The sequence below is a fragment of the Natronococcus pandeyae genome (assembly GCF_008122205.1).
GTDB classification, from domain to species: Archaea; Halobacteriota; Halobacteria; order Halobacteriales; family Natrialbaceae; genus Natronococcus; species Natronococcus pandeyae.
On sequence record NZ_PHNJ01000001.1, the window covers coordinates 704,456 to 730,915 of the forward strand.

The following is a 26,460-nucleotide window of genomic DNA, read 5'->3' on the forward strand; positions in this document are numbered from 1 at the left end:
CGCGTTCGTTGGGGACTCCCAGCGCCCCGACGATTGATCTGTCCTGCCGTTGGAGAGGGTGGTATGTCACCGAAGACAGCCTTCGACGTCGACTTCGACGGAACCGTCGCCGTGATCACCGGTGCGAGCGGTGCGCTGGGAAGCGCGGCCGTCGATCGTTTTCGCGAGGCCGGTGCGACCGTCTGTGCCGTCGACGTGGTCGAACCCGACGACGAGGACAGTTTGCTCGAGCCCGACGACGGAACGCAGTTTTACGAAGCGGATCTGACCGACGAGGACGACGTCGCGCGGCTCGTCGACGAGGTGATCGACGACCACGGGCGGATCGACCACCTCTGTAACGTCGCCGGCACCTGGCGCGGCGGCGATCCGATCGAGGAGACCGACCTCGAGGAGTTCGACCTGCTGGTCGACGTCAACCTGAAGACGGCGTTCCTGGCCTCGAAGCACGCGCTGGCACACCTTCAGGAGTCGAACGGATCGATCGTCAGCATCAGCGCTCGCTCGTCGCTCGAGGGGGGTGAGGGTGACGGCCCCTACCGGATCACGAAGGCCGGCATTCGGCTGCTGACCGAGACGCTGGCGGAGGAAAACGAGGGCGTCGTCCGGGCGAACTGCGTGATGCCCAGCGTGATCGATACGCCGATGAACCGGGAGATGATGCCCGACGCCGATCACGACTCGTGGGTCGATCCGGCCGACATCGCCGACGTGCTGGCGTTTCTCTGTAGCGACGGGGCGACGGTGACCAGCGGCGCGGCCGTCCCGGTGTACGGCGAAGCGTAGCGCCGACACACGTGATCGGTCTTCGAATATCCATTGGTGAGTGCTAGCGTGAACTATTTTAACTAGGGGCGTAATCTCTCAACGTATCATGGGTGTTGGTAACACTGGGGGAAAGATTTCGGACGTCGTCGACGATACGAGGGAACGACTATCGTCACCGTCCAGCCAGGAAATTTTCGCACTGCTCATCGTTCTCGGGATCGTCGTCCTCCTGCTCGATCTCGTCCGTCGTCTCGTGATGGGCGAGATGGCAGTGGGACGACTGTGGCGGTACACCTGGAACGGGCTTGTCGACTCGCTGTACATCGCGCTGGCCGCGATTGGACTCTCGATGACGTACAGCATTCTCCGGTTCGCCAATTTCTCGCATGGCGACCTGGTTACGACCGGCGCGTTCTCGGGCTGGGCCGTCGCGTGGCTGATCGGCGGCTGGGGCGCCTACAGCGTCGGTGAACTCGTCCTGTTCAGTCCGACGGCCGCGGGGCCGACGGGTGGTGGACTCGGCATGGACGTACTGGCTTCGCCCGTCGCGATCCTGGTCGGACTCGTGATGGCCGCGCTGATGACCATCGCGGTGGCGTTAGCTATCGACCGACTCGTGTACAGACGAATGCGCGACGCGGGCGGGATCGCACTGCTAATCGCGAGCGTCGGCGTTGCGCTCGCACTTCGATACATTATCGGGGTGTTCTGGACCGTCGAGTCCCACTCGGCGACCGCGAGCGCGCCGATCATCACGGACGTTCCCGCGTGGTTCCCAGTCGAGCGGATCAACCTGCACGAACTGACGCTGGTCGTCACGGCGGTCGGGTTGATCGTCGGGCTCCACCTCCTGCTTCAGTACACGAAACTGGGGAAGGCGATGCGGGCGATGGCCGACAACAAGGATCTCGCGTTGATCACCGGGATTCCGACCGAGCGAGTGATCTTCGCGACCTGGACGATCGGTGCGGGACTCGCGGGCGTCGCGGGCTACCTCATCGTCCTCGACCGCGGCCAGTTCTCGATCAACATCGGCTGGTTCCTGCTGCTGTTGATTTTCGCCGCGGTGATCCTCGGCGGTATCGGCTCCATCTACGGAGCGCTGGTCGGCTCGCTCGTGATCGGCCTCACGATCAACGTCTCGCTCGTGTGGATCCCGGCCGACCTGAACGAAATTGCGGCGTTCACGCTAATGATCCTGATACTGATCGTTAAACCGGACGGGCTGCTCGGAGGTGTTGAAACGGCATGAGTGGAGCTGATCCCGAAGGCGATCCTGGGACGGACACGGCGGACGTACCCGGAGAAGACGACGAGGAGTCGGCGATGATCCGACCGAAGTGGGGATCCGACCTCTTCCTCATCGCGAAGGTCGTACTCGCGACGTACGCCCTCTTTTTCGTGGTGGGCGTGCTGTCCGGCGCGGGAGTCAACGCGACGGTCGGAACGATCCAGTCGATCACGTTCTGGGCCGCGCTGTTCGCCCTCGGCGCGCTGGCGCTCAACCTCCACTGGGGATACACCGGCATGTTCAACATCGGCATCGCCGGCTTCATGGCGATCGGCGCCTACACGATGTCGATCGCGATCGCCTCGCCGGACGGCACCCCCGCCGGCTTCGGACTGCCGATCCCGATCGGGATTCTGCTAGGAACAATTGCCGCCGGTATCGCCGGCCTCGTCCTGGTGATCCCGACGCTGCGGGTGCGCGCCGACTACTTCGCCATCGTCACGCTCGGGTTCTCGGAGATCGTCCGCCTGTCGGTGCAGTCCCGAAGCCTCCGGCAAATCGGCGACACCGGTTACGGGACCGGCGGCGGACAGGGGATCAGGGCGACGCCAGTCGACAGCGTCGTTCCCTGGCTCTTCGACCAGCCGATCGTTGGCGACGTCGGCGGCGTCATCCTGGCGGCCGGCGAGGCCGTCGGTATCGCGTCATCGGTGACGATGCGAGGCATGTACACGTTCATCCTGATTCTGTTCGTGGTCGCGTTCTACGTGTTGCTGACGCGAATCGCATACTCCCCCTTCGGACGCGTTCTGAAGGCCATTCGAGAGGACGAACTGGCAGCGAAGTCGCTCGGCAAGCGAACCGATCGTGCCAAAATCGCGGCGTTCGCAGTGGGCTGTGCACTGATGGGGCTCGTGGGAACGCTGTGGATGGGGAGTCGCACTCACATCAGCCCGGACCACTTCATGCCGCTGATCACGTTCTACGTCTTCGTCGCGCTGATCGTCGGCGGCGCGGGCTCGAACACCGGCAGCGTCATCGGCGGCTTCGCGTTCGCCGCGTTCATCTTCGAGGGACCGCGGTTCGTCCGGACGATGGTTCGTGCGAACCTCGGCGCCGACTTCCCGCGAACCGCCTACGGCGCGTTCGCGGAGTTCGGTGCCGGCGATCCGACGGCGCTCATCGGCTACGTGCTGTACCAGCAGGCCGACGAGGTGAGATACATCATCCTGGGCGTCGTACTCATCGTGTTGATGATCAAGCGTCCAGACGGCCTGCTCGGCCACCGCAAGGAGATCTCGGCCGGGGTCGATCTGAGCCGGCAGGGGACGGTCGCGGACGGCGGCCGGCCGGCTGGCGGAAGAACCGATGCCTCGAGTCCGGCGAACGGAGCGGACGAGACGGCTGCGAAAGATGGAGGTGATCGCGATGAGTGACGTCGAACCCGAGGTTGCCGACGCGGACGCGGTGGAACGCGCCGAGAGCGACGCGGACGAAACGGCGAGTCGCGCGGTCGAGAACCCGATCCTGGAAGTCGAGGACCTGGAGAAGCGCTTCGGCGGGATCGTCGCAGTCGACGGCGCGAGTTTTGCGGTCGAACAGGGGTCGATCACCGGGCTGATCGGACCGAACGGCGCGGGCAAGTCGACGACGTTTAACTGCATCACCGGCGTCCACCAGCCGAGCGGGGGGCGGGTGGTCTTCGACGACGAGGATATCACCGGCGACGAACCGCACCAGGTCGCCAACCGCGGGCTCGTGCGAACGTTCCAGATCGCCCGAGAACTCCCCGAGATGACCGTCCTCGAGAACATGATGCTCGCGCCGAAGAACCAGATCGGCGAGTCGCTGTGGCGGTCGGTGCTCCCGTACTTCCGCGACGAGGTGATCGAACAGGAAGAAGAGCTGCGCGAGCGAGCCTGGGAGACTCTCGAGTTCTTCGAGATCGACCACCTGGCCGAGGAGTACGCGGAGAACCTCTCGGGCGGCCAGCGAAAGCTGCTCGAACTCGCCAGGGCACTGCAGACGGAGCCGGAGATGCTGATGCTCGACGAACCGATGGCGGGCGTCAATCCGACGCTCGAGCGAAAGCTGCTGGATCACATCCACGAGTTGCGCGAGCAGGGATACACCTTCCTCATCGTCGAACACGACATGGACGTCATCATGAACAACTGCGAACGCGTTATCGTCATGCACCAGGGAGCTGTCCTCGATAGGGGAACGCCGGCGGAGATCAAGGCGAACGAACAGGTGATCGAGGCGTACCTTGGGGGTGAGGTCTGATGGCGCTGCTCGAGGTAGCCGGGCTGGACGCCGGCTACGGCGACCTCCAGATCATCGAGGACGTCGACCTCACGGTCGACGCCGGCGAGTACGTCACCATCGTCGGTCCGAACGGAGCCGGCAAGTCGACGGTGATGAAATCGGTCTTCGGCCTCACCAACCACATGGGCGGCTCGATCACGTTCTCGGACGAAGAGGTCAGCGGCTACCGCCCGGAGGACATCATCACGACGGGCATCGGCTACGTCCCGCAGAACGACAACATCTTCCCGTCACTGTCGGTGATCGAAAACCTCGAGATGGGGGCGTACATCCTGGACGAGGTCCCGCAGGACCGCCTCGAGCGGATCTTCGACCGGTTCCCGATTCTCGAGGAGCGGCGCGGTCAGACCGCCGGCGACCTGAGCGGCGGGCAACGCCAGATGCTGGCGATGGGACGGGCGCTGATGCTCGACCCTGACCTCCTCCTGCTCGACGAGCCGAGCGCCGGACTCGCTCCCGACCTCGTCGACGAGATGTTCGACCGAATCGATCGAATCAACGAGGACGGCACCAGCGTCCTGCTGGTCGAACAGAACGCGAAAGAAGCGCTCCGGCGATGCGATCGGGGCTACGTGCTGGTCCAGGGGCAGAACCGCTACGTCGACAGCGGCGACGCGTTGCTCCAGAACGAGCAGGTGCGACAGGACTTCCTGGGCGGCTGAACCCTCGGCCGGGAAATCGTCTTTCGTGCGATCGGGTTCGGCTTCTTCCGAATACGTTCATGGATCGCTCGAGCGGTCGGTACAGCAGACGAGGGCGCGTCGTTGAGTGACAACACTGCCGGAGCGATCGACGTAGCCGTAGCTCGGGCTGTCGACGTGCGCCAAAAGAAAGCGGTTGTCGGTCGATTCAGGCCTCGTACTCGATCGTCTCGTCGATGTCGTAGCCATCCTCGTGGTAGCGACCGATGTCGTAGGTGACGGCCACCTGGTCGCCGCCGTCGTCGAACTCGACGGGCCCGGACGCGCCTCGATACTGGATCTCGTCGCCGTTAGCGGCCATCTCGAGGCCCTCGTCCAGGTTCTCGGGCCCGATCTCTTCGCCGTCGGGGTTTGCGACCTCGCGGACGTGTTCGGAGATCGTGGGTCCGTCGACCTCGCCGCCGGCGAGGGTCGCAAGGATGAGCACGGCCGTCGCGTCGTACGCCTGTGCGTTGAAGACGCCCGGCGAACTGCCGAACTCGTCCTCGTACAGGTCGTTGAAGAAGTCGGCACCCTCACCGCCGGCACCGGGTGCAGTTCCGATCACGTTCTCCATCGGGTTGTCCACCTGTCCGGGAAGCGCCGGATCGATGAGGCCGTCCGGCACGAGGATCGGCGTGCCGTCGTCGAAGCCGTCGTAGAAGTCCCGGAAGATGACCTGTCCGCTCTCCGGATAGCCGACGACCATCAGCAGGTCGGGCTCTTCCCCGACCGTGCTCTCGAGTTCGGAGCTGTAGGAGGGCTGTTCGGGTTCGAACGGAACCTCCTCGACGACCTCGGCACCGCGGTCCTCGCAGCCGGCAACGAAGACGTCGTTCAGACCCTGACCGTAGTCGTTGTTCAGGAACATCGTGGCGACCGTCTCGGCACCTTCCTGTTCGACGGCGATCTCGGCCATAGCATCCCCCTGCCACTCGTCGCTCGGCGCGGTGCGCAGCAGGTAGTCACCCGGCATGTCGGTGATGTCGGGGGAGGTACTCGCCGGCGAGATGGCGACGACCTCGTTCGGGAACCAGACGTCCTCCGCGCAGGTGATCGTCACGTCCGAGGCCGCCGCCCCGGTGACTGCCGGATAGCCGGCGTCCACGAGCGCCTCTGCGCCGGTGACGCCGACGTCCGGGGTGGTTTCGGTGTCCTCCCGCCGAATGTCGATTTCGAAGTCGACGCCCTCGTTTTCGAGCTGGATCGCCGGCAGTTCTGCCCCGTCGGCGATCGGCGTCCCGAGGTCGCCGAGGTCTCCGGACTCCGGCTGGAGGACGCCGACCATCGCGTCGGCGTCGCCGTTGCCATTGCCGTTCCCCTCACCGATAGCGTCCAGACAGCCGGCGATAGAGAGTGCACCAGCCGTACCAATTCCACCCAGTACCCGTCGTCGGTTGAGTTCCCCAACCATGGTACACGATGCCACCTAACAATATAAAGAGTTTCTGTGAACTATAACACATATTTCGGCGAGAAAGAAAGTGTGAAACCAGCTATTCGCCGGCCTAAAAGCGTCGCTGGTCGCAACCCATCGCTAACAACCGTTGCTCGCGATCGAATTCGAATCCATCGATACTCTGATTCGAACGTCTATCTGGGCGTGAGCGCGGTGGCGAAGCCGTTACTAGCCGATAGAAGTGGTTCCGTCGGCGGCTCGCAGTCGGACAGCACAGCGACAGCGCTCGAGCGGTCATCGCCCGCTGCTACCAAAAAGTGAACGCGAATCGGTTACGTGTTCCCGTCGACCCACTCCGCGAACGGCCCCGTGAGGAAGTCGACGTACTCGACGACGCCGAGGTACAGCGAGACGACCAGTACGAGGATGATCGGCACGCGAATCGCCCAGATCCAGGCCTGACCGAGTCCGTCGAGATCGCCCAGTCCCTTCTCGAGTTCGTTGACGGCGACCTGCGGTGCGATCCAGCCGACGAGGATCGCCAGCATCAGGGCACCGAAGACGAGCAGGATCGCGTCCGCGAACAGGTCGAGCAGATCGAGGAAGATCATGTCGTAGGTGACCGGCGCGCCGAGGAGGTAGATGACTCCACCCATCCCGAGCGCGGCCTTCCATCGGTCGACACCCTTCTCGTCGATGACGTAGGAGGTGACGACCTCGAGCAGCGAGATCGCACTCGAGAGCGCGGCGATCGCGACGGTGCCGAAGAACAGCAGTCCCAGCCAGCGGCCGCCCGGAATCGTCGCGAACGCTTCGGTGAGGCTGAAGAAGATCGCACCGGCTCCTTCGGTCCCTGGATCCGCGCCGGCGGCGAAGATCATGGGGAAGACGACGAGACCGGTGAGGAACGCGATCCCGGTGTCGAAGCCGATGATCAGCGTCGCGTCCTCGGCGAGGTTGCGGTCCTCACCGAGATAGGAGGCGTACGTGATCATGACACCCATCCCGAGCGAGAGGGTGAAGAACGCCTGTCCGGCGGCAGCGGGGAGGATCTCGGTCCAGTTTGCGGCGACCACGCCGAAGTCCGGTGACAGGTAGTAGCTGTACGCCTCGCCGGCAGCCGGAAGCGTCGCCGCCCAGACGGCTATTGCGATCAGCAGTACGATGATCGCGGGGACCATCAGCTTTACCGCGGTCTCGATCCCGCGGCGGATACCGAGGGCGACGATCCCGACGGTGAGCGCCATGAAGATCGTGTGGAAGACGAACGCTTCGAGACCCGTCGCGAAGTCGAGGAACATCATGACCGTCTCGGGTTCGCCGGCCTCCGCGGCGGCGTCCTCGTACCCCGCGAGGTGACCCGCGTAGCTGTCGGTAAAGCCCTCGAGGAAGTACCGAATGAACCAGCCGGCGACGACGCTGTAGTACGAGAGGATGACGAATCCCGTGACGATGAAGATTCCACCGACGTACTTCCAGGCGTTACCACCGTACTCCTTCAGCGCCCCCACCGGATTGCGCTCGGTCTTTCGTCCGACGGCGAACTCTGCGAGAATTGCTGGAAACCCAACCAGCGCGACGAACAGGAGGTAGACCAGCAGGAACGCTGCCCCACCCCCTTCCCCCGTAACGAACGGGAATCGCCAGATGTTACCAAGTCCTACTGCACTCCCAACCGCGGCGAGGATGAACCCTGTCCTCGTGGCCCATGTTTCACGTTGTACCATAGCTCCCAGTTTAAAAAGCAGTCATATATAACTTTTCGTGGGGTTCCTCTCGGGGGGTAATCAATACTAATCAATTGTGGCGGGTTACGGAATTCTTTTCCTGTTGGTCGTCACACAACGCCGTATGCAATCGATGGAGGTGTCCTCGGCATGACGATGGAGGATCGTATCGAGGAGTTAGAAGAACTCCGGGAAGAGGCCCGAATGGGCGGTGGCGAAGACCGAATCGAAAAACAACACGACAAGGGGAAGATGACCGCCCGCGAGCGGATCGACTACTTCCTCGACGAAGGAACGTTCACCGAGTTCGATCAGCTTCGAACTCACCAGACCAGCCAGTTCGGGATGGAAGAAAAGAAGATTCCCGGTGACGGCGTCGTCACGGGCTACGGCGAGGTCAACGGACGAACGGTGTTCGTCTTCGCCCACGACTTCACCGTCTTCGGCGGCTCGCTGGGCGAGGTCTTCGCCGAGAAGATCTGCAAGGTAATGGACATGGCAATGGAGGTCGGCGCGCCGATCGTCGGACTCAACGACTCCGCCGGCGCGCGGATCCAGGAGGGCGTCAAGAGCCTCGCCGGGTTCACCGAGATCTTCCGGCGTAATCAGGAAGCCAGCGGCGTCGTCCCCCAGATCTCGGGGATCATGGGCCCCTGCGCGGGCGGAGCCGTCTACTCCCCGTCGATCACCGACTTCATCTTCATGGTGAAGGATACGAGCCACATGTACATCACCGGCCCCGGCGTCACCAAGACCGTCACCGGTGAGGACGTTACGCACGAGGAACTCGGGGGTGCGATGACCCACGCCGGCAAGACCGGCGTCGCCGAGTTCGCCTGTGAGGACGAAGAGCAGGCCCTGGACGACATCAAGCGTCTGCTGTCGTACCTGCCCCAGAACAACGTTGAGGATCCGCCGAAGGTCGATCCCTGGGACGATCCGGATCGCCGTGACGAGAGCCTCGAGTCGATCGTCCCCGACAGCCCGCAAAAGCCCTACGACATGACGAACGTCATCGACTCGGTGCTCGACGAGGGCTCGTTCTTCGAGGTCGCGGAGAACTTCTCGAAGAACATCGTCGTCGGTTTCGGCCGACTCGACGGTCGCTCGGTGGGTCTCGTCGCCAATCAGCCCCGCGTGAACGCCGGCACTCTCACCGTCGACGCCTCGATGAAGGGGTCGCGGTTCGTCCGCTTCTGTGACTCGTTCAACATTCCGATCGTTACCTTCGTCGACGTCCCCGGCTACATGCCCGGGACGGACCAGGAACACCGCGGGATCATCCGCCACGGCGCCAAACTGCTCTACGCCTACTCGGAGGCGACCGTCCCGCTGCTGACGGTCATCACGCGCAAGGCCTACGGCGGCGCCTACTGCGTCATGGCCTCGAAGAATCTGGGTGCCGACGTCAACTACGCCTGGCCGACCGCGGAAATCGCCGTCATGGGGCCCCAGGGCGCGGTCAACATCCTCTACCGCAAGGAACTCGCCGAAGCTGAGAACCCCGACGAACTCCGGGACGAACTCATCGAGGAGTACCGCGAGGAGTTCGCGAATCCCTACACGGCGACCGACAAAGGGTTCCTCGACGACGTCATCCTCCCCACCGAAACGCGCCCGCGGCTGATCGCGGACCTCGAGATGCTCGAGACGAAGCGCGAGGAGAACCCGGACAAGAAACACGGCAACATCCCGCTCTGAGATGACCGCACAGCACCAGTCGACGGCCGACGACGGTTCGTTCGGCGGCGTCCTGCCGCCGGGAGTCGACGTCGACATCCCGGACGACGCCGACGCCGACGAGGCGGCTGCAATCGTCGCCGCCATCGGCGCACACCTCCACGACCAGGCGCTGGCGGCGGTCGCAGCGGCCGAGGACGAAGAGAGTTGGGACGACCGTCGGTGGGCGTTCGGCGGCCGGATCCGCGAACAGCAACAGCGCCACGTCCGCGTTCCGCGCGACGCGCCAACTGATCCCTGGTCCGCTGCGGGCCGAACGGATCGGTTCTGATACGCAAGCGCTCGTCGAACCGCTCGAGGCGGCCTGCGCGCGACTCGAGTAGTTCCACGTATCGCTACCCTGCTGGCGAGACGTGATCGAGACCTGCTTTTATGTTGGGTGAAACACATGTATGTGTTATGAATGTAACACTCGTCCGAACGACCGGTAGAGGGACGAGGTAACTCGATGCGTCCCTCGATCGCGTCGATCGCCGTCGTCCTCCTCGTCGTCACGGCCGGCTGTGGCGGATTCGTCGGTGACGATGGCGGAACGGAAACCGACGAGTCAGCAGACGACGAGTTGCTCCCCGGTCTCACCGAATCGGCGGTCACGGACAGACACGCGCTCCTCCGCGAACATTACACCGCACTCGAGGACGAGGGCTATCGTATCGACTGGGAGCGAACGGTCAGCGACGCGTCCGGAACCGTCCTCGAGTTCGAGAACGGCTCGACGGAGGTCGCAGCGGACCGGACGCCCGCACGGGAGCGTTTCGTCCGGGAGGACGAGAACGGATCGGTAGAGGTGGAACGCTGGAGCGACGGCGAGACGACGATCGTCCGGCAAAACCAGTTCGGGTCGGTCACGTACGTTCCCGGTTCGAGGGTCCCGGTCGAGCCGACGCCACCGATCCCGCTCGGGGAGGCCTACGACGCCGTCGATTCGGTCGCGGTCGAGGACGGGGCCGACGAACGCTACGTCCTCGAGGGCACCGCCGAAGAACTCGGCTCCTACGAGTCGGTCTCGTTCACGCTCGTCCTCGCCGCGGACGGCTATCTCGCGGCGTACGCGCTCGAGGGCGAACTGGCCAAAGACGACGACGCGCCGTTCGCGGCGGATCGAGCGTTCGTCGAGGAGGAGTTCGCGCTGGAACCGACCGAGAGCGAACCCGAGGAGCCCAACTGGCTGGAAGACGGACTCGAGGAGATTACCGAGGAGACTGACGGCTGAAGCGCTTCCCGGTTTCTTCGACCCCGTCTGGCAACTCGTGGTTACCCCTCAGTTGACGGAACCGTTGCGAAAAAGTAAGGTAGCCGCCCAGTGACGATTTCGACAGGAATGTTCAGGAAGGTTCTCGTGGCGAACCGCGGGGAAATCGCCGTCCGCGTGATGCGGGCGTGCGAAGAGTTGAACGTCGGAACTGTCGCTATCTACTCCGAGGCAGACAAGGACTCGGGGCACGTCCGCTACGCCGACGAGGCCTACAACGTCGGGCCGGCGCGCGCGGCGGACTCGTATCTCGATCACGAGGGCGTCATCGAGGCCGCGCGCAAGGCCGACGCCGACGCGATCCATCCCGGCTACGGCTTCCTCGCGGAGAACGCCGAGTTCGCGAGCAAAGTCGAAGCGGCGGACGGGATTACCTGGATTGGCCCCTCGAGCGACGCGATGGAGTCGCTAGGCGAGAAGACGAAGGCCCGGAAGATCATGAAGGAGGCCGAGGTCCCAATCGTGCCCGGCACGACCGACCCCGTCACCGACCCCGAGGAGGTCAAGACCTTCGGCGAGGAGCACGGCTACCCGATCGCCATCAAGGCCGAGGGTGGCGGCGGCGGCCGCGGGATGAAGGTCGTCTGGGACGAGAGCGAGGTCGAAGACCAACTCGAGAGTGCGAAGCGCGAGGGCGAGGCGTACTTCGACAACCCGTCGGTCTACCTCGAGCGCTACCTCGAGCGGCCCCGCCACATCGAGGTCCAGATCGTCGCCGACGAGCACGGCAACGTCCGCCACCTCGGCGAGCGCGACTGTTCGCTCCAGCGACGCCACCAGAAGGTCATCGAGGAGGGACCGTCCGCGGCGCTGACGGACGAACTCCGTGAGAAGATCGGCGAGGCGGCCCGCCGCGGCGTCTCCGCCGCCGACTACACCAACGCCGGCACCGTCGAGTTCCTCGTCGAGGAGGAGCCCGGTCGCGACGGGCCCCTGGGGCCGGACGCGAACTTCTACTTCCTCGAGGTCAACACCCGGATCCAGGTCGAGCACACAGTCACCGAGGAGATCACCGGGTACGACATCGTCAAGCGCCAGATCCGGATCGCCGCCGGCGAGGAGATCGACTTCGAGCAGGACGACGTCGAGATCGACGGCCACGCGATCGAGTTCCGGATCAACGCCGAGAACGCGGCGAAGGACTTCGCGCCCGCGACCGGCGGCACCCTGAGCACGTACGATCCGCCTGGCGGCGTCGGCGTCCGCCTCGACGACGCGCTCAAGCAGGGCGACGAGCTCGTCACCGACTACGACTCGATGATCGCGAAGCTGATCGTCTGGGGCGAGGATCGGGACGAGTGCATCGAACGGTCGCTCCGCGCGCTCCGGGAGTACGGGATCGAGGGCATCCCGACGATCATCCCGTTCCACCGACTGATGCTCACGGACGAGGAGTTCGTCGCCAGCACCCACACCACGAAGTACCTCGACGAGGAACTCGACGAGAGCCGCATCGAGGAGGCCCAGGAGCAGTGGGGATCGGCCGACACCGGCGGCGCCGAGGACGAGGAGTCCGTCGAACGCGAGTTCACCGTCGAGGTCAACGGGAAGCGATTCGAGGTCAACCTCGAGGAACACGGCGCGCCGGCGATCCCGACCGGGGACGGTGGCAGTCAGGCTGCGAGTCCGCCGGAACCCGCGGGCGGCTCCAGCGAGGAGACCCAGATCGAGGGTGAGGGCGAGACGGTCGACGCCGAGATGCAGGGGACGATCCTCGGCGTCGAGGTCGAGGAAGGCGACGAAGTCGCGGCGGGCGACGTGCTCGTCGTCCTCGAGGCGATGAAGATGGAGAACGACATCGTCGCCTCCCACGGCGGAACGGTCACTCAGATCGCCGTCGAGGAGGGCGAAAGCGTCGATATGGGCGACGTGCTCGTCGTCCTCGAGTAAGACGCGGACCGAGCGGCTTCGGACGGGACGCCCGTTCGCTGGGCGATCTCTTTTTTCGGCGGATCCGACGACTCCGGTAGTCGCGGGTTGAAGCGGGTACCTTCGAATTGCGTCGGTGGATTGCGACGCGAACCCGGACCTCGACGTGCCTTGGGGACGGCCGCAGAAACGTGTCGCTAGCTCTCAAAACGATTCCGGGGATCAAATTTCGTGTCCACGGATGCAATCGTATGGGGAGGGAAGCGACCGCCTGGTCTGACTCGACGGTACGCACGAGCCGGCGGGGTGCCCTCTTGGCGTTTGTCGCCGGACTGTCCGGGTGTACGTCCGGCGACGCCGGATCGACGGCGGTGCGGTTGCGCGCGTCCCCCGCGGATGCCCTCGTCGACGAACCGCTTTCGATCCGCCTCACGGGCCTTTCGCCCGGGAGTCGAGCAACCCTCTGGACCGCGTTCACCGACGCGGACGACGTCACGTGGCTCTCCTACGGTCGGTTCGAGGCCGACCAGAGGGGTGAAATAGCTCCGGCGGAACGCGCACCGCTCGAGGGAACGTACGAGGGCCGCGATTCCGACGGCCTCCTCTGGTCGCGTCGACCGACCGACGACGATCCGTCGATCCTGAGTCCGGTGTTCGACGGCGATCGTTTCGAACTCCGGGTCGCCGCGACGCGGGAGGGCGATCGACTGGCCGAAACCACCGTTACCCGACGACTCGCGAATCCCGACGTCCGTCGCGTCGAACCGGACCGTAACCCGGGCGTGCTCTTCGAACCGCCGGGGGACGGACCGCACCCGGGTGTACTCGTCCTCCACGGGTCGGAGGGGAGCACCCGATGGGTGTCGATTCACGCGAGGCTGCTCGCGTCGCGGGGGTACGCCGCGTTCGCGCTCCAGTATTTCGGGTCGCCGCCGTCGATTCCGGACTACCCCTACCGTATTCCGCTCTCGATCGTCGAGGAGGGTGCGGCGTGGCTACGTGACCGCGACCGGGTCGAAGACGGGGAAATCGGCATCATCGGCTGGTCACTGGGTGGGCAACTGGCGTTGCTCGCCGGAACCGTCCTCGAGGACATCGGCGCCGTCGTTAGTGTCGTCGGCAGCGGGATCGTTCTCTCGACGGCGCCACCGTGGAGTCACGACGGCGAGGCGATCCCGTACGTCTCCGAGGGGTTCTCGACGCAGCTCGTCGCCGATCACGTCGTCCCCGCCGTCACCGGCGAGCCGATCTCGCACGACGAATTCTGGCACGGCGGTCTCGACGACGCCGACGAAGAGCGCCTCGAGGCCGCGACGATTCCCGTCGAAGAGATCGACGCGCCGATCGTCCTCTTCTCGGGGACCGACGACGGCCTGTGGCCCTCCTCGCGGTTATCGGCGATCGCGGAGCGTCGGCGGGAGCAGCGGGGACTGCCGGTCGACCACCGCGCCTACGAGGACGCCGGCCACGCGATCGGCTGGCCGCCGACGTATCCGATGCCGCCGATGACCGTCGGTCGGTATCGAACGATCGCCGGGGAGACCGCCGAGGGACTGGCCCTCGAGTGGGGCGGCACGCCGGAAGCCAACGCCGCCGCGAACGCGGACGCGTGGCCCCGGATCCTCGCGACCTTCGAGGAGACTCTCCGATGACGTCGCGAAGCCAGCCCGCGTCCGGCGGCGCTCGACGCCGAACGCTCGAGCACGTGCGCACGCTTCGGGCGCGGGCGACTACCCCGCCGAACGCGGTCCGTGGCCGCGAGCGGATCGCCGTAAGCGTCGTCGGTCTCGTTCACGCGATCGGGATCGGCGCCGGTCTCGCGGTACTCGACCACCCGATGCTCGCGACGGGTGCGGATCCGCTCCCGTTCGTCGGCCTCGCCGCGGTCGGCGTCGTCGTCGCGTGGCATCTCTGGGTGTTCGGGGCGGTGTCGCCCGCGATAGTCGTGGGAACCGCGCTGGGGGTCGCCCTCGTCGGCGATCTGCTGGCGCCGCCGTCGGTCGTCGCGTTCGAGGGGGAGACGATCGTCGTCGGCACGTCGACGCTCGCGGCGTACGCGAACGCCTGGCCAGCGCTGCTCACCGTCGGAGCGCTCCTCGGGGTCGCCGAGCGACTGCTCGTCGCCGAATCGCTCTCTCGCCGCTGGTCGCTGCCGCTCTCCCAGTACCGCGCACTGGCGATCGGCGGTTTCGTCGGCACGATTCACGCCGTAGCAGTGTTCGCACTCGTCGAAACCCCACCAGAAGCGCTCTCCGGAGGCGTTCCCGGATTCGTCGGCGTTGGCGCGTTCGTCACCGGTCTGCTGGCGAGTTACGCCTTCCTTCGCTGGCGGTATCTGCTCGCCCCCGGGATCGCACTGGGTACGTTTCTCGTCGTCGGCGTTCGCGCGGCGTGGCCGACGCCCGGTGATGCAGCGCTAGGATACGCGTACGTCCAGCCGCTCGTCATCGTCGGAATCCTCGCGGTTGTGGCGCTCGAACGCGGCTGGCGGGTGCTCCAGGCGCGACTCGACTGAGCGACCAACGCGATAGAAGATGTCGGTAGTCGGAACCGGTCCGGCGCTACCGCTGCAGTTCGAACGACACGTGGACTGTCGTCCTGTAGTGCTGAATCTGTCCGTCCTCGACGTCGGCCGTCTGCGAGTCGATCTCGATGCCGCTGATGTTCTCGAGCGTCTCGTCAGCGTCGTCGAGCGCGTTCTGTGCGGCGTCTTCCCACGATTCGCTCGAGTTGCCGACGAGCTTGATTACCTTGGCAGTTGCTCCCATAATCCGTGGCAACGAACATCGTTCTCGAGTATATAACTGGGGGTGGCCGGCCACCTCGTGATGCCGCAACGATTCGGCCGTTACTGTTCTCGGCAGGTCGGATCTCGGTTCTCGATCCCTTCGTTTCGAGCCGTTCTATGCCGATCAGTTGCCCACGAGGTCCGCGTCCGTCGGCCCCTGCCCGTCGAACTCGGCGACGAACTCGTCGACTCGTTCCGGATCGTCCGCGCCGGGGAGTTGCCGGGTCGCCGTTTCGCAGTCAGCCTCGATCTCGAGTCGGTCGCAGACCAGATCCGCCGTCGCTTCGGCCATCTTCCGGTAGGTCGTGAGCTTTCCACCGACGATAGTGGCGAAGTTGCCCACGCCCTCGTCGGCGTGGTCGAGCAGGTGAAAGCCCCGGGAGATCCCGCGCTCGTCCAGTGCGGCCTCTTCGGGTTCGTAGAGGGGACGCACCCCCCACCACGTCCGGACGTGCGCCGCGTCGGCGACCGCCGGCAGCATCTTCGCACACTCCTCGACCGACCGTTCGATCTCCCAGTCGGCTTCCTCGTACTCCTCCGGGTCGTCTACCGGTACGCTCGTCGTCCCGAGAACGACCTCGTCGTCGTGGGGCACGATAATGTCGCCGTCGTCAGGGTCCCGACAGCGGTTGAGAACCGGCTCGAGCTCATCGTACTCGACCGAGACCATGACGCCCCTGGTCGGGTGGAGATCGACACTGGCGCCGACCTGATCGGCGATAGACGCCGCGTAGGGACCTGCGGCGTTGACGACGTAGGTCGGTGCGATCGTCTCGTCGACCTCGCCGCCAAGGTGGACCTCGGTGATACGGCCGTCCTCGCGGTTCATCCCCGTCACCGGCGCGTGCGTCAGGATCCGCGCGCCGTGGTCGCGCGCGTCGGCCGCGTTCGCCGCGACCAGTCGGGAGGGGAGGATCACGCCGTCGGGGACCCACATCGCTCGCTCGACGTCGCCGCTGAGGTCGGAAACCGCGGCGCGAGCGGTTTCGTCGTCGACGACGGTGGTCGAGATGCCGACCTCCTCGCAGGCCGCGCGTTTCGCCTCGAAGTAGTCCGGATCGTCCTCGGACAACTGGACGAACAGCCCGCGCGTATCGCGGACGCAGACGCCGGCGATCTCTTTCAGGATCTGACTCTCCTCGAGGCAGGCCCGCGCCTCCGGCTTATCGGCCTCGGCGTAGCGCGCGCCGCTGTGCAGCAGGCCGTGTGACCGCCCCGAGGTGCCGGCCGAGAGGCCGTCGCGTTCGGCGAGCGTTACGTCGACCCCGCGGAGCGCGAGGTCCCTGGCGATTCCGGTTCCGGTCGCGCCGCCGCCGATCACGAGAACGTCAGTCCGATTGTCCATACCTACTCGAGGGACCGAAGCGGGACATATGTTTCACCAGCGTGGAGGTCGGTTGGCATCCATCGCGCATCAGTCGGCGCTCGGAACGCTCCGATTCGCGTCGCCGGACTCGTCCCAGGGGAGCGGTCCGTCGTACTCGCTCGGAACGAACGGACAGAGCGGGTCGCTCGCGAGCGGGTTTCCGGTGTGTGCGAACGCGCGCGATCGGCTCCCGCCGCAGACGGTGCGGTACGGACAGGCGCCGCATTTGCCCTGCAACCGGTCGCGGTCGCGAAGCGACCGGAACAGTTCCGACTCACGGTAGAGCTCGTGGACGGGCCGATCGCGGACGCTGCCGGCCGACTTCGGGAGGAAGCCAGAGGGAAAGACCTCGCCGGTGTGGCTCACGAACGCAAAGCCGTCGCCCGCGACGATTCCCGTTCGGCGCGTGACGCCGGCGTTATCGGACCGATCGTCGTCCGATCCGGCCGCGTTTGCGTTCCGACGCTGGATCGAGACTCGCCGATACTGCGGCGCCTCGGTCGTCTTGATCCCGAACGGCGCCGAGTCGCTGACGTCGTCGAGCCAGGCCATCACCGCGTCGGCCTCCTCGGGGTCGATCGGCTCGAGGACCCGTCCGCGCCCGACGGGAACGAGGAAGAAGACGCTCCACATCACAGCCCCAATCTCCGTCAACAGGGTGCGGATCGCCGGGAGTTCGCCGACGGTTTCCCGACAGACCGTCGTGTTGACCTGAACTGGGACGCCGACGTCCCTGGCGTCTTCGACGGCGCGGATGGTCTCGTCGAAGCTGCCAGATTCGCCCCGGAAGGCGTCGTGCGCCTCGGCTGTGGCCCCGTCGAGGCTGACGGCCATCCGTTTGAGCCCCGCGTCGGCCAGGACCTCGATCCGCTCGGCGGTCAGCGAGTGCGTTCCACTCGGCGTGATCGTCATCCGCAGGCCGAGGTCGTCCCCGTAGGCGACCAGTTCCTCGACGTCGTCGCGAACGAGCGGGTCGCCGCCCGAGAGGACGACGAGCTGTCCCTCGCCGAACGCGGCGGCCTGCTCGAGCAGATCCTTCCCCGCCGCCGTCGAGAGCTCGTCGGGATGGCGGTGTGGCCGGGCGTCGGCCCGACAGTGATCGCAGGCCAGCGCACAGGCCTGCGTGAGCTCCCAGATGAGGACGAGCGGGCGGTCTGCCGTGTCGAAAGTACCGGGACGCATTGGTTCCGAGTGGCCACGCTGCGATCAAAGCCTCCCCCGTCGTTCCCGCACTTCGAGAACACGGTCGAATATGTTCAGCTCCCGAGAAGGGTATTCCCACGGCGTGAGAGTCGGCAGAACGACCTTCGATTCCGTCTCGTACGTTCTCACGTATGGTCGAGAAAGCACGCCGTGTGGCTGTCGACAGGGACGCTCGAGGGAATCCATCGAGCCAGTGGGAAGTGTTCGTCCGCGACGAAAAGACCGAGCCGCTGCGCCACGCCGGGAGCGTCGCCGCAGCGAGCGCGACCGAGGCCCACGAACACGCCTCGAGGCTGTTCGGCTGGTACGCCGTCGACGTCTGGCTGTGTCCGGCCGGCGAGGTCGAACGGCACTCGACGCGCGGCCTCGCGTCGACCGTCGACGACTCCGCGGACGAAACCGAACCGGACGCCGAGTGCGGGGAAGTCCGGGTCTACGAGGAAACCGAAGGGACACCGGAGGAGAGAGACTCGTGATCTCGATCAGTAAACTTCTCTGCGACCTCGACGCGGAAGGTGACGGGCTGCGCTACGACGCGGCCGCCGACTCCGGGAAGCCCCAGATCACGGACGAAAAGCAGCGTCGGCCCGTCGTCGTCTGGAACGCGACCCGTCGGTGCAACCTCTACTGTTCGCACTGTTACGCTGCAGCCGAGACCGTGCCCGCGGCCGGCGAGTTCTCGACGACGGAAGCGAAGGCCTTTCTCGACCAACTCGCCGACTACGGCGCGCCCGTCGTGCTCTTCTCCGGCGGCGAACCGCTCGTCCGCGAGGATCTCGTCGAACTCGTCGCCTACGCCGCCGACCGGGGGCTCCGTCCGGTCCTCTCGTCGAACGGAACCCTCGTGACCCGGGAGAAGGCCCGGGCGCTCCGGGACGCCGGCCTGCAGTACGCCGGCATCTCGGTCGACGGCCTCCCGGAGCGAAACGACCGGTTCCGCGGGAAAGACGGCGCGTTCGACGCCGCCGTCCGCGGCATCGAGAACTGCCTCGAGGTCGGGCTCAAAACCGGGCTGCGGTACACGATCACCGAAGCCAACGCCGCCGACCTCGAGGGGGTCGTCGACCTGCTCGTCGACGTCGGCCTCGACCGGTTCTGTTTCTACCACCTCGACTACGGTGGCCGCGGCGCCGAGATCGTCGACGCCGACCTCTCGCCGCGAAAGAAACGCGACGCGGTCGAGCGGCTCTGCGAGCTCACCCTCGAGTACCACGACCGGGGCGAGGAGATCGAGACGCTGCTGGTGGGCAACTACGCCGACGCGGCGTTCCTCGTCGAGTACGCCCGCGAGCGCTTCGGCGAGGAACGGGCGCGAGTCGTTTACGAGCACCTCGAGCGAAACGGCGGCGATCCGACGGGCGAGCGGATCGCCGACGTCGACTACGCGGGGAACGTCCACCCGACACAGTTCTGGCAGGGCTACAGCCTTGGAAACGTCCGGGACCGTCCGTTCGGCGAGATCTGGGAGGACGAGTCGAACCACCTCCTGCGCGCGCTTCGCAACCGCGAGGATCACCTCACGGGCAAGTGCGCGAGCTGTCGGTACCAGTCGATCTGTCGCGGGGCGTCCCGACTCCGCGCGCTCGCGACGACGGGTGAACTGTTCGCACCCGATCCCCAGTGTTACCTCTCGGACGAGGAAGTACGCGGCGAGAATCCGATCGTCGGCAGCGCTGCGGACTGACCGATTACGTCACCTCAACCGTCACTCGTCCGGGGAGATACCGACCTCCGGCGGGTGACGCTTGGATTCGACGGTTCCCGCCACCAGCTCGCCGTACTCCTTGGCGGTCAGCTCTCCCTCGTTGTACGCCTCGGCCCACTCGGCGTCGATCGACGCCGAACCGAACGACGCCGGTGCGGCGTCCAGTACGGTAATGCTCAGCGCGAAGACGTCGTAGCCGGAATCGAGCAGCGCCGCGAACCCGCCCGCGATCGGTGCGATGTCGTGGAGGTTCCCCTCCTCGTATAGCTCGGTGTTGACGTACTCGATCGCCAGAACGTCCTGCTCTCGCTCGACGGATTCGACCTCGAGGGCGTACTCGCCGAACGCGCCCGCGAACTCGTCCTCGTCGGTAATCTCGGCGTCGGCCATCGCCTCGATGCGCTCCTCGAGGACGTCCGTCTTCTCCTCGACCGGCAGCTCGGGCTTCAGTTCGGCGACCGGCCACTCCCTGTTCGGCGGGAGTTCCTCGCCGACGTCCTCGGTGCAGCCGGCCAGGAGAAACATCGCGCTGATGGCTGTCGGGCTGAAGATCGATCGGCCCCCGGGACTGCGCGCGTGGGCGTCGACCTGGCGGCTGCTCGTCATCGCCATGCCGCTCTCGATCGCCGGCGCGGCGCTGCTCGGCTGGTGGTACGTCGGTCTCTTCCTCCCGACGGCGGTCCTGCTCGGCGCGTGCATCGCGCCGACCGATCCAGTGCTCGCCTCGGAGGTGCAGGTCGGCGAACCCGGAGAGAGCCCGGAAGACGAGGAACAGTCGGACGGAGAGGGTCGGAAGGCGGAGGTGCAGTTCGCGCTCTCCTCCGAAGCCGGGCTGAACGACGGATTCGCGTTTCCGTTCACCAACCTGGCGATCGCGATCGCGCTCGTCGGCATCGCCCCCGGCAACTGGGTCGGCGAGTGGCTCCTGATCGACGTCGTCTACAAGATCGTCGTCGGCGTCCTCCTCGGCATCGTGCTCGGCTGGGTGGTCGCACGGCTCGTCTTCCTAACGAACCCCGAGACGCAGATCGCGAAGTCGGTCCAGGGGCTCGAGGCGGTCGCCGGAACGCTGTTCGTCTACGGGATCACGGAGCTCGTCGGTGCCTACGGGTTCATCGCCGTCTTCGTCGCGGCCGTGATGATTCGCGACTACGAGCGATCACACGACTACAACGAGTCACTCCACCAGATCAGCGAGCTGGCGGAGCAGACCGTGATGGGGGTCATCATGGTGTTCTTCGGCGGCGCGATCGCCGGCGGGCTCCTCGAGCCGCTGACGCTCGAGGCGGTCATCGCCGCAGTGGCGATCGTTTTTTTCGTCCGCCCGCTCGCCGGGATCACGTCCCTGCTCGGCTTCGATCACGGGTGGGGCGAACGGGGAACGATTGCCTTCTTCGGGATCCGCGGAATCGGTTCGTTCTACTACCTCGCTCACGGGCTGAACGAGGGCGCGTTCGCCGACGCTGACCTGCTCTGGCACTCGTTGGATCCGTGATAGTAATCTCGATTTTCGTCCACGGTATTACGGCGACGCCGGTCGTAAAGCGGATCACGTAACGGCTCTACCGACTCGACTCGGGCGCATCGACGTCGATATCGTCGGAACCGTCGCTCTCGGGATCCGCGGTTCCGACGACTAATAGAGAAAGCGACATATATGCCGTATTACCGTACGAATACAACGAATGTCACGAAACGACCCATAAAAAAGAAATAGTATTTTCCACTAGGCAAAATAAGAAAAAGATTATGTAGTGTTGATCTCACCGTTTGAGTGCAGACGATGTCCCTCCAAACAGACCGCCCCCCACGCCCCGCAGACGAACCCTCCACCGACGTGCGGAGCACCGACACGGAGACACCGACACTCCCGGACGACGACATCTTCCACATTCTTCAGACGAACCGTCGTCGGGACGCGATTCGGTACCTCCTCGAGAAAAACGACGCCGTCAAGATGCGAGATGTCGCCGAGTACGTCGCTGCCAAGGAAAACGACACGACCGTCGCGGAACTGTCCTCGACGGAACGCCAGCGCGTCTACATCCCGCTCTACCAGTCACACCTCCCGAAACTCGACAAGGAAGGCATCATCGAGTACAACAAATCCCGCGGTATCGTCCGTCCGACGGAGAAACTCGAACTGTTCCGGCCGTACCTCGAGTTGGGGACGGACGACGAGTCCGAGGATGAAGAGGGAACGCTACGCACACTGGGCCAGCGGTACACGGTCCTCGCCGTCGCGAGCGCTAGCCTGTTGCTTTCCTCCGCGGTCGGCGTGTACGCCGCGATCAGCGCCGTCGAGACCAGCTTCGCGCTCGCACTCGTAGTCGGAGCGGTCGCAGTGCCGGGGATGGTGCTCGGAACGATCGCCACCGCGTTGCTCGCATTCACGATCGGAAGGAACTACGTGTCCTCGCTTCTCCCGACCGACGCGAAGCCGCTGAAATAAGCGGGTTTCGATGGGGCGTCCGGGGCTTTTGGGTGCTGTGTCTTTCTACCGTTTCTGTTCTTCGCTACAGCGACGGAGTCGTTCGGGCCACCGATCGATCAGTCCTCCGTCGTGATTCGAGCGTCGGCCGTGACCGCATCGATCTGTACGGTGATGGAGCCGCTGGCCGTCTCGAGCGGCACGGTCCACGACGCACTGGTCCGGTGTGGCTCGTCGCGAAGCGAGACGTCCTCGTAGCCGTCTGATTCGGCCCGCTCGCGAGCGAGCCGCTCGACCGCTTCGGAGTCCTCGAGTCGAATCTCGTCGGTCAACCGAACGGTGACGACCGGGACATCTGCCAGGCGGACGACGCGTTCGGCCACGCTTCCGACCAGCACCCGATCGAGTCCCGTTCGACCCTGCGTCCCCATGACGACCATGTCGATTCCGTTGTCTTCGACGTAGGCGAGGATCTCCTCGTGCGGGACGCCGTGCTCGACTGCAGTCGTGACCGCGGTTCCGTTCTGCCTGGCCTCGCGCTCGACGCGTTCGACGGCCCGGCGTGCGGCCGTGGTCGGATCCCCATCGTCGAGGGTGCCGAGCGGCCCCTCCGGGACGATCGATAGCGCGTGCACTGTCGCGTCGAAGCGGTCGGCGATCGTCAGGGCGTGTGCGATCGCTCGTCGGGTCCCGTCGCTTCCGTCGGTCGGAACGAGGACGTCCTGATACATCGAAACGGAGCTAGGGATAGTGGCAATAAATACCCCACGTCGGAACCCGACCGATCGGTCGGGACCGCCTCTGCGCTTCGTCGAACAGGTTCTGAGAGCGATCGTTTACTCCGGTAAGGATAGTGTCGAGTTCACCCGAACAATGTAAATCTTTTTTACGGTACACGGCAACGTTGGCCATGAGATATGACAAATCTTGTCAACCACGTCGCGGAGACCGTCCAGGAGCACGGGGACAACCCTGCGATCGGATTCCGAGGCGAGGAGACGAGCTACGAGGAGTTCTGGGGCCAGACCGGCGCGTTCGCCGCCGCGCTCGAGGAGCGCGGGATCGGCGAGGAGGACCGGATCGCACTCTATCTGCCGAACGTTCCGCCGTTCGTGATCGCGTTCCACGGAACGCTGCGGTCCGGTGGCGTCGTCGTCCCGATGAACCCGCAGTACAAATCCCGCGAGATCGGCCACCTGCTCGCCGACAGCGAGGCGAAGGTCGTCGTCGCGTTGGCCGATCTCGTCCCGTTCGTCGAAGAGGTCCGGGACGACACCAGCGTCGAACACGTCGTCAGTGTGGGCGGCGAGGCCGAGGGCGCGATACCCTTCGAGGAATTCCTGGTACGCGGTGCGCCCGATATCGTCGAGCGTGACGACGACGACGTCGCGGTCCAGCCGTACACCAGCGGGACGACCGGCCAGCCGAAGGGGGTGCAGCTGACCCACCGGAACCTCGAGTCGAACACCTCGATGGCGAACGAACTCATCCCGGACGGAATCCGTCCGGAGGACAAACAGCTCGGGGTGTTGCCACTGTTCCACATCTACGGAATGACCGTCGTGATGAACGCGACGCTGTTCAGCGGCGGCACCTACTACGCCGTCCCGCAGTGGGACGCCCAGGAGGCCGTCTCGATCATCGAAGAGCAGGAGCTGACGCTGATGCACGGCGTGCCGGCGATGTACAACGACGTAATCAACCAGCCGGGCGCCGACGAGTTCGATCTCTCCTCGTTGCGGCTCTGTGGGGTTGGCGGCTCCGGCATCCCCGTCGAGGTCCTCCGCCAGTTCGAAGCGCTCTACGACGTCCAGCTCTACGAGGGGTACGGGCTGACCGAGACCAGTCCCATTACGCACTTCAACAGCCCCATAGAGGGACGACGCGTCGGCAGCGTCGGCAAGACCGTTCCGGGCGTCGACTCCCGCGTCGTCGACGAGAACTTCGAGGAGGTCGACCCCGTCGAGGAGGGACCGATCGACGAGGAGAACACGGATCTGACGGACATCACCGGCGAGATCGTCGTCTCCGGGCCGAACGTGATGAAAGGCTACTACGGACTTCCGGAGGCGAACGAGGAGGCGTTCACCGAGGCCGACGGCAAGACCTGGTTCCACACCGGCGATCTCGGCTACTACGACGAGGACGGCTTCTTTTACGTCGTCGACCGCGAGAAGCACATGATCGTCACCGGTGGCTACAACGTCTACCCACGAGAGGTCGAGGAGTTGCTCTTCGAGCACGAGGCCGTCGCTGACGCCGCGGTCGTCGGGATTCCGGACGAACGCCGGGGCGAGACTGTCAAGGCCTACATCGTTCCGACGCCCGATTCCGACGTCTCCCCCGACGAGATCAGGGAGTACTGCCTGACAAACCTCGCAGAGTACAAGCATCCGCGCGAGGTCGACTTCGTCGAGGAACTCCCACGAACGACGACGGGGAAAGTCCAGAAGTTCAAACTGCGCGAGCAGGACGAGGACGTGGAGGCGGAGGCCGAGTGATGACTCTCGGCGAAGCAGTCCGCCTCGAGATCGAGTCCGACGGTGCGGCGACGATCACCCTCGATCAGCCGGATCGGCGGAACGCGCTCTCACAGGAGATCGGCGCAGGCATCGTCGAGGCGTTAGACGAGATCGAGGAGAGCGACGCCCGCTGCGTCGTGATCGAGGGCTCCGGCGGTTCGTTCTCGGCTGGCGGCGATATCGAAGCGATGGTCGAGGGGATTCAGTCCGAGATGCCGATCGACGAACGCGTCCGGATCCTCGAGCGGACGACCAACGAGACCATCGCGCGACTGGTCGAGTTCCCGCTCCCGACGATCGCCCTCGTCGACGGCCCCGCCGTCGGCGCGGGGGCGAACCTGGCGCTGGCCTGTGATATCCAACTCGCGACCGAGGAGGCCGCCTTCGGCTTCGTCTTCCGTCAGGTCGGCCTGAGCGTCGACGCGGGCACCTCCTATCTGTTGCCGCGGATCGTCGGCGAGAACGTCGCGAAGGAACTCGTCCTCACGGGCGATATCGTCGGCGCGGATCGCGCCGCGGAACTGGGACTCGTCAACCACGTCTACGCCGACGAGGAGTTCGACGAGCAGGTCGAGGAGTTCGTCGAGAAGATCGTCTCCGGTCCGCCGGTCGCGATGCGACAGATGAAACGGCTCGTCGGCGACGGGCTCGAGAAATCCATCGAACAGGCGCTGGTCGACGAGGCGACCGCACAGGGCATCGTCTTCGGGACCGACGACCACGAGGAGGGCGTCACCGCGTTCTTCGAGGATCGAGCGCCCGAGTTCGAAGGCCGGTAGTCCGCCGTCTCGGTCGGCGACACTCTCTCGCCAAACCCCAGGACGCGAGAACGCGGCTCTTCCCACTGCGACAGCTAGTCGGACCGAGTGTGCCATCGTTGCCGAACGCCCCTATTCGCTCAAAAACAGCGTAGCCGTCGGCGGACTGTCGATGCGGTTCGTGTCGTATGCCCCGTACAGCGGGGAGACGGGTCGAGTGCACGTCTAGCAGTAGGTTTCCACCTCGTCGGGATCTACAGTCTTCTCCGCAACGTTGTCGTCGTCCAGATAGAGCGCCATCGTCGTCGTCTCCTCGGGTCCGAGATCGGCCGTGAACTCCGTCGAGCTGTTAGCGTCGACGGTCAGTCTGTCGCCACCGGTGTCGTCCACGCCCTCGGTGAGTTCGTGGATCTCTTCGATGTTGTCCGCGGAGTTGTTCAATCCGTCGACGGCCTCCTCCGCGGCGTTCCCGTACTCTTCTTCGATCTCGTCGGCCTCTTGACGCGCCTCCTCGGGTGTGTCGACGTCGTCGGCGATGTCCTCGCCGAGAATCTCCTGGGACTGCGTGTTGATCTCCTCGACGACCTGCGTAAAGATCTCGTCCTGAAGTCGGTCAGCCGTGTTCCCGTCGATATCGTCGATCGTCTCGATATCGTCGACGTTCTCGAGCGACTCGTTGGTCGTCTCGATGAT

23 protein-coding genes and 2 pseudogenes are annotated in these 26,460 nt (G+C 65.2%); 17 read left to right on the forward strand and 8 right to left on the reverse strand.

Going from position 1 to position 26,460, the window contains the following annotated elements; translation table 11 throughout:
* Positions 1–63 precede the first annotated feature (63 nt).
* The 5 genes from CV102_RS03580 (at position 64) to CV102_RS03600 (ending at position 4,989) form a co-directional block, all read left to right on the forward strand.
* Entirely contained in the window at positions 64–786 is a 723-nt protein-coding gene (locus CV102_RS03580) for an SDR family oxidoreductase (RefSeq protein ID WP_148856502.1), read from the forward strand.
* Positions 787–874: 88 nt separating this feature from the next.
* A complete protein-coding gene (locus CV102_RS03585; RefSeq protein ID WP_187432847.1) occupies positions 875–2,020 on the forward strand; it encodes a branched-chain amino acid ABC transporter permease in 1,146 nt (381 codons plus the stop codon).
* Positions 2,017–3,435: a branched-chain amino acid ABC transporter permease gene (locus CV102_RS03590; RefSeq protein ID WP_148856503.1), complete on the forward strand. Its 1,419-nt coding sequence runs from the start codon at positions 2,017–2,019 to the stop codon at positions 3,433–3,435. The genes CV102_RS03585 and CV102_RS03590 overlap by 4 nt, the downstream gene beginning before the upstream one ends.
* Positions 3,428–4,285: an ABC transporter ATP-binding protein gene (locus CV102_RS03595; protein WP_148856504.1), complete on the forward strand. Its 858-nt coding sequence runs from the start codon at positions 3,428–3,430 to the stop codon at positions 4,283–4,285. The genes CV102_RS03590 and CV102_RS03595 overlap by 8 nt, the downstream gene beginning before the upstream one ends.
* Positions 4,285–4,989, forward strand: coding sequence for an ABC transporter ATP-binding protein (locus CV102_RS03600; protein ID WP_148856505.1), 705 nt, complete (start codon positions 4,285–4,287; stop codon positions 4,987–4,989). The genes CV102_RS03595 and CV102_RS03600 overlap by 1 nt, the downstream gene beginning before the upstream one ends.
* Before the next feature lie 187 nt (positions 4,990–5,176).
* Here the strand turns inward: CV102_RS03600 and CV102_RS03605 are convergent, their stop codons facing one another.
* Together CV102_RS03605 and CV102_RS03610 are read right to left on the reverse strand one after the other, a co-directional pair.
* Positions 5,177–6,421 (reverse strand): ABC transporter substrate-binding protein, encoded by a 1,245-nt coding sequence (locus CV102_RS03605; protein WP_148856506.1) that lies wholly within the window; start codon positions 6,419–6,421, stop codon positions 5,177–5,179.
* 317 nt (positions 6,422–6,738) lie between these two features.
* Positions 6,739–8,133 (reverse strand): sodium-dependent transporter, encoded by a 1,395-nt coding sequence (locus CV102_RS03610; protein ID WP_148856507.1) that lies wholly within the window; start codon positions 8,131–8,133, stop codon positions 6,739–6,741.
* A 156-nt stretch (positions 8,134–8,289) separates the two neighbouring features.
* Here CV102_RS03610 and CV102_RS03615 point away from each other — a divergent pair, with 156 nt between their 5' ends.
* The 6 genes from CV102_RS03615 (at position 8,290) to CV102_RS03640 (ending at position 15,509) form a co-directional block, all read left to right on the forward strand.
* The gene (locus CV102_RS03615) at positions 8,290–9,834 is read left to right on the forward strand and encodes an acyl-CoA carboxylase subunit beta (protein WP_148856549.1); all 1,545 of its coding nucleotides are present in this window, start codon (positions 8,290–8,292) and stop codon (positions 9,832–9,834) included.
* 1 nt (position 9,835) lies between these two features.
* Positions 9,836–10,144 carry a hypothetical protein gene (locus CV102_RS03620; RefSeq protein WP_233710620.1) on the forward strand — a complete coding sequence of 103 codons (309 nt, stop codon included), beginning with the start codon at positions 9,836–9,838 and terminating at the stop codon, positions 10,142–10,144.
* Positions 10,145–10,321: 177 nt separating this feature from the next.
* Positions 10,322–11,086, forward strand: a complete 765-nt coding sequence (locus tag CV102_RS03625) for a hypothetical protein (RefSeq protein WP_148856508.1) — start codon at positions 10,322–10,324, stop codon at positions 11,084–11,086.
* Positions 11,087–11,194: 108 nt separating this feature from the next.
* Complete coding sequence (locus tag CV102_RS03630; protein ID WP_148856551.1) at positions 11,195–13,015, forward strand: acetyl-CoA carboxylase biotin carboxylase subunit; 1,821 nt, start codon at positions 11,195–11,197, stop codon at positions 13,013–13,015.
* Between the two features lie 230 nt (positions 13,016–13,245).
* Positions 13,246–14,646 (forward strand): acyl-CoA thioester hydrolase/BAAT C-terminal domain-containing protein, encoded by a 1,401-nt coding sequence (locus CV102_RS03635; RefSeq protein WP_148856509.1) that lies wholly within the window; start codon positions 13,246–13,248, stop codon positions 14,644–14,646.
* On the forward strand, positions 14,643–15,509 hold the full coding sequence (locus CV102_RS03640; RefSeq protein ID WP_148856510.1) for a hypothetical protein: 867 nt from the start codon (positions 14,643–14,645) through the stop codon (positions 15,507–15,509). Before CV102_RS03635 ends, CV102_RS03640 begins: the two co-directional genes overlap by 4 nt.
* Positions 15,510–15,555: 46 nt before the next feature.
* Here CV102_RS03640 and CV102_RS03645 read toward each other — a convergent pair whose 3' ends face one another.
* The 3 genes from CV102_RS03645 to CV102_RS03655 form a co-directional block, all read right to left on the reverse strand.
* Positions 15,556–15,762, reverse strand: a complete 207-nt coding sequence (locus CV102_RS03645) for a dodecin family protein (RefSeq protein WP_148856511.1) — start codon at positions 15,760–15,762, stop codon at positions 15,556–15,558.
* Positions 15,763–15,906: 144 nt separating this feature from the next.
* Positions 15,907–17,127 (reverse strand): FAD-dependent oxidoreductase, encoded by a 1,221-nt coding sequence (locus tag CV102_RS03650; protein ID WP_148856512.1) that lies wholly within the window; start codon positions 17,125–17,127, stop codon positions 15,907–15,909.
* Between the two features lie 69 nt (positions 17,128–17,196).
* Positions 17,197–18,330 carry a TIGR04053 family radical SAM/SPASM domain-containing protein gene (locus tag CV102_RS03655; RefSeq protein WP_148856513.1) on the reverse strand — a complete coding sequence of 378 codons (1,134 nt, stop codon included), beginning with the start codon at positions 18,328–18,330 and terminating at the stop codon, positions 17,197–17,199.
* A gap of 152 nt (positions 18,331–18,482) precedes the next feature.
* On the opposite strand from CV102_RS03655, the gene CV102_RS03660 reads away from it, so the two are divergent.
* Both CV102_RS03660 and CV102_RS03665 read left to right on the forward strand, forming a co-directional pair.
* Entirely contained in the window at positions 18,483–18,827 is a 345-nt protein-coding gene (locus CV102_RS03660; protein WP_148856514.1) for an Htur_1727 family rSAM-partnered candidate RiPP, read from the forward strand.
* Entirely contained in the window at positions 18,824–20,035 is a 1,212-nt protein-coding gene (locus CV102_RS03665) for a TIGR04347 family pseudo-SAM/SPASM protein (RefSeq protein ID WP_148856515.1), read from the forward strand. Before CV102_RS03660 ends, CV102_RS03665 begins: the two co-directional genes overlap by 4 nt.
* A gap of 21 nt (positions 20,036–20,056) precedes the next feature.
* Here CV102_RS03665 and CV102_RS03670 read toward each other — a convergent pair whose 3' ends face one another.
* On the reverse strand, positions 20,057–20,581 hold the full coding sequence (locus CV102_RS03670) for a hypothetical protein (RefSeq protein WP_233710621.1): 525 nt from the start codon (positions 20,579–20,581) through the stop codon (positions 20,057–20,059).
* 7 nt (positions 20,582–20,588) lie between these two features.
* Here CV102_RS03670 and CV102_RS03675 point away from each other — a divergent pair.
* Positions 20,589–21,613, forward strand: a pseudogene (locus CV102_RS03675) (cation:proton antiporter).
* 226 nt (positions 21,614–21,839) lie between these two features.
* On the forward strand, positions 21,840–22,508 hold the full coding sequence (locus CV102_RS03680; RefSeq protein WP_148856516.1) for a DUF7344 domain-containing protein: 669 nt from the start codon (positions 21,840–21,842) through the stop codon (positions 22,506–22,508).
* Positions 22,509–22,606: 98 nt separating this feature from the next.
* On the opposite strand, the gene CV102_RS03685 is transcribed toward CV102_RS03680, so the two are convergent.
* Positions 22,607–23,218, reverse strand: coding sequence for a universal stress protein (locus CV102_RS03685; RefSeq protein ID WP_148856517.1), 612 nt, complete (start codon positions 23,216–23,218; stop codon positions 22,607–22,609).
* 186 nt (positions 23,219–23,404) lie between these two features.
* Between CV102_RS03685 and CV102_RS03690 the strand changes: the two genes are divergently transcribed.
* Together CV102_RS03690 and CV102_RS03695 are read left to right on the forward strand one after the other, a co-directional pair.
* Positions 23,405–24,988, forward strand: coding sequence for a long-chain-fatty-acid--CoA ligase (locus tag CV102_RS03690; protein ID WP_148856518.1), 1,584 nt, complete (start codon positions 23,405–23,407; stop codon positions 24,986–24,988).
* Complete coding sequence (locus CV102_RS03695; protein ID WP_148856519.1) at positions 24,988–25,788, forward strand: enoyl-CoA hydratase-related protein; 801 nt, start codon at positions 24,988–24,990, stop codon at positions 25,786–25,788. Before CV102_RS03690 ends, CV102_RS03695 begins: the two co-directional genes overlap by 1 nt.
* A 204-nt stretch (positions 25,789–25,992) precedes the next feature.
* Here CV102_RS03695 and CV102_RS25740 read toward each other — a convergent pair.
* Positions 25,993–26,460, reverse strand: a pseudogene (locus tag CV102_RS25740) (hypothetical protein); the annotation flags it as partial.

Bases quoted from the DNA above. Each gene is read 5' to 3' on its own strand.
- CV102_RS03695 (WP_148856519.1), top strand. From the start codon at position 24,988: ATGACTCTCGGCGAAGCAGTCCGCCTCGAGATCGAGTCCGACGGTGCG.
- CV102_RS03660 (WP_148856514.1), top strand. From the start codon at position 18,483: ATGGTCGAGAAAGCACGCCGTGTGGCTGTCGACAGGGACGCTCGAGGG.
- CV102_RS03630 (WP_148856551.1), top strand. From the start codon at position 11,195: ATGTTCAGGAAGGTTCTCGTGGCGAACCGCGGGGAAATCGCCGTCCGC.
- CV102_RS03585 (WP_187432847.1), top strand. From the start codon at position 875: ATGGGTGTTGGTAACACTGGGGGAAAGATTTCGGACGTCGTCGACGAT.
- CV102_RS03690 (WP_148856518.1), top strand. From the start codon at position 23,405: ATGACAAATCTTGTCAACCACGTCGCGGAGACCGTCCAGGAGCACGGG.
- CV102_RS03650 (WP_148856512.1), bottom strand. From the start codon at position 17,127: ATGGACAATCGGACTGACGTTCTCGTGATCGGCGGCGGCGCGACCGGA.
- CV102_RS03625 (WP_148856508.1), top strand. From the start codon at position 10,322: ATGCGTCCCTCGATCGCGTCGATCGCCGTCGTCCTCCTCGTCGTCACG.
- CV102_RS03620 (WP_233710620.1), top strand. From the start codon at position 9,836: ATGACCGCACAGCACCAGTCGACGGCCGACGACGGTTCGTTCGGCGGC.
- CV102_RS03605 (WP_148856506.1), bottom strand. From the start codon at position 6,421: ATGGTTGGGGAACTCAACCGACGACGGGTACTGGGTGGAATTGGTACG.
- CV102_RS03635 (WP_148856509.1), top strand. From the start codon at position 13,246: ATGGGGAGGGAAGCGACCGCCTGGTCTGACTCGACGGTACGCACGAGC.
- CV102_RS03685 (WP_148856517.1), bottom strand. From the start codon at position 23,218: ATGTATCAGGACGTCCTCGTTCCGACCGACGGAAGCGACGGGACCCGA.
- CV102_RS03580 (WP_148856502.1), top strand. From the start codon at position 64: ATGTCACCGAAGACAGCCTTCGACGTCGACTTCGACGGAACCGTCGCC.
- CV102_RS03655 (WP_148856513.1), bottom strand. From the start codon at position 18,330: ATGCGTCCCGGTACTTTCGACACGGCAGACCGCCCGCTCGTCCTCATC.
- CV102_RS03680 (WP_148856516.1), top strand. From the start codon at position 21,840: ATGTCCCTCCAAACAGACCGCCCCCCACGCCCCGCAGACGAACCCTCC.
- CV102_RS03670 (WP_233710621.1), bottom strand. From the start codon at position 20,581: ATGTTTCTCCTGGCCGGCTGCACCGAGGACGTCGGCGAGGAACTCCCG.
- CV102_RS03595 (WP_148856504.1), top strand. From the start codon at position 3,428: ATGAGTGACGTCGAACCCGAGGTTGCCGACGCGGACGCGGTGGAACGC.
- CV102_RS03615 (WP_148856549.1), top strand. From the start codon at position 8,290: ATGGAGGATCGTATCGAGGAGTTAGAAGAACTCCGGGAAGAGGCCCGA.
- CV102_RS03610 (WP_148856507.1), bottom strand. From the start codon at position 8,133: ATGGTACAACGTGAAACATGGGCCACGAGGACAGGGTTCATCCTCGCC.
- CV102_RS03600 (WP_148856505.1), top strand. From the start codon at position 4,285: ATGGCGCTGCTCGAGGTAGCCGGGCTGGACGCCGGCTACGGCGACCTC.
- CV102_RS03645 (WP_148856511.1), bottom strand. From the start codon at position 15,762: ATGGGAGCAACTGCCAAGGTAATCAAGCTCGTCGGCAACTCGAGCGAA.
- CV102_RS03640 (WP_148856510.1), top strand. From the start codon at position 14,643: ATGACGTCGCGAAGCCAGCCCGCGTCCGGCGGCGCTCGACGCCGAACG.
- CV102_RS03590 (WP_148856503.1), top strand. From the start codon at position 2,017: ATGAGTGGAGCTGATCCCGAAGGCGATCCTGGGACGGACACGGCGGAC.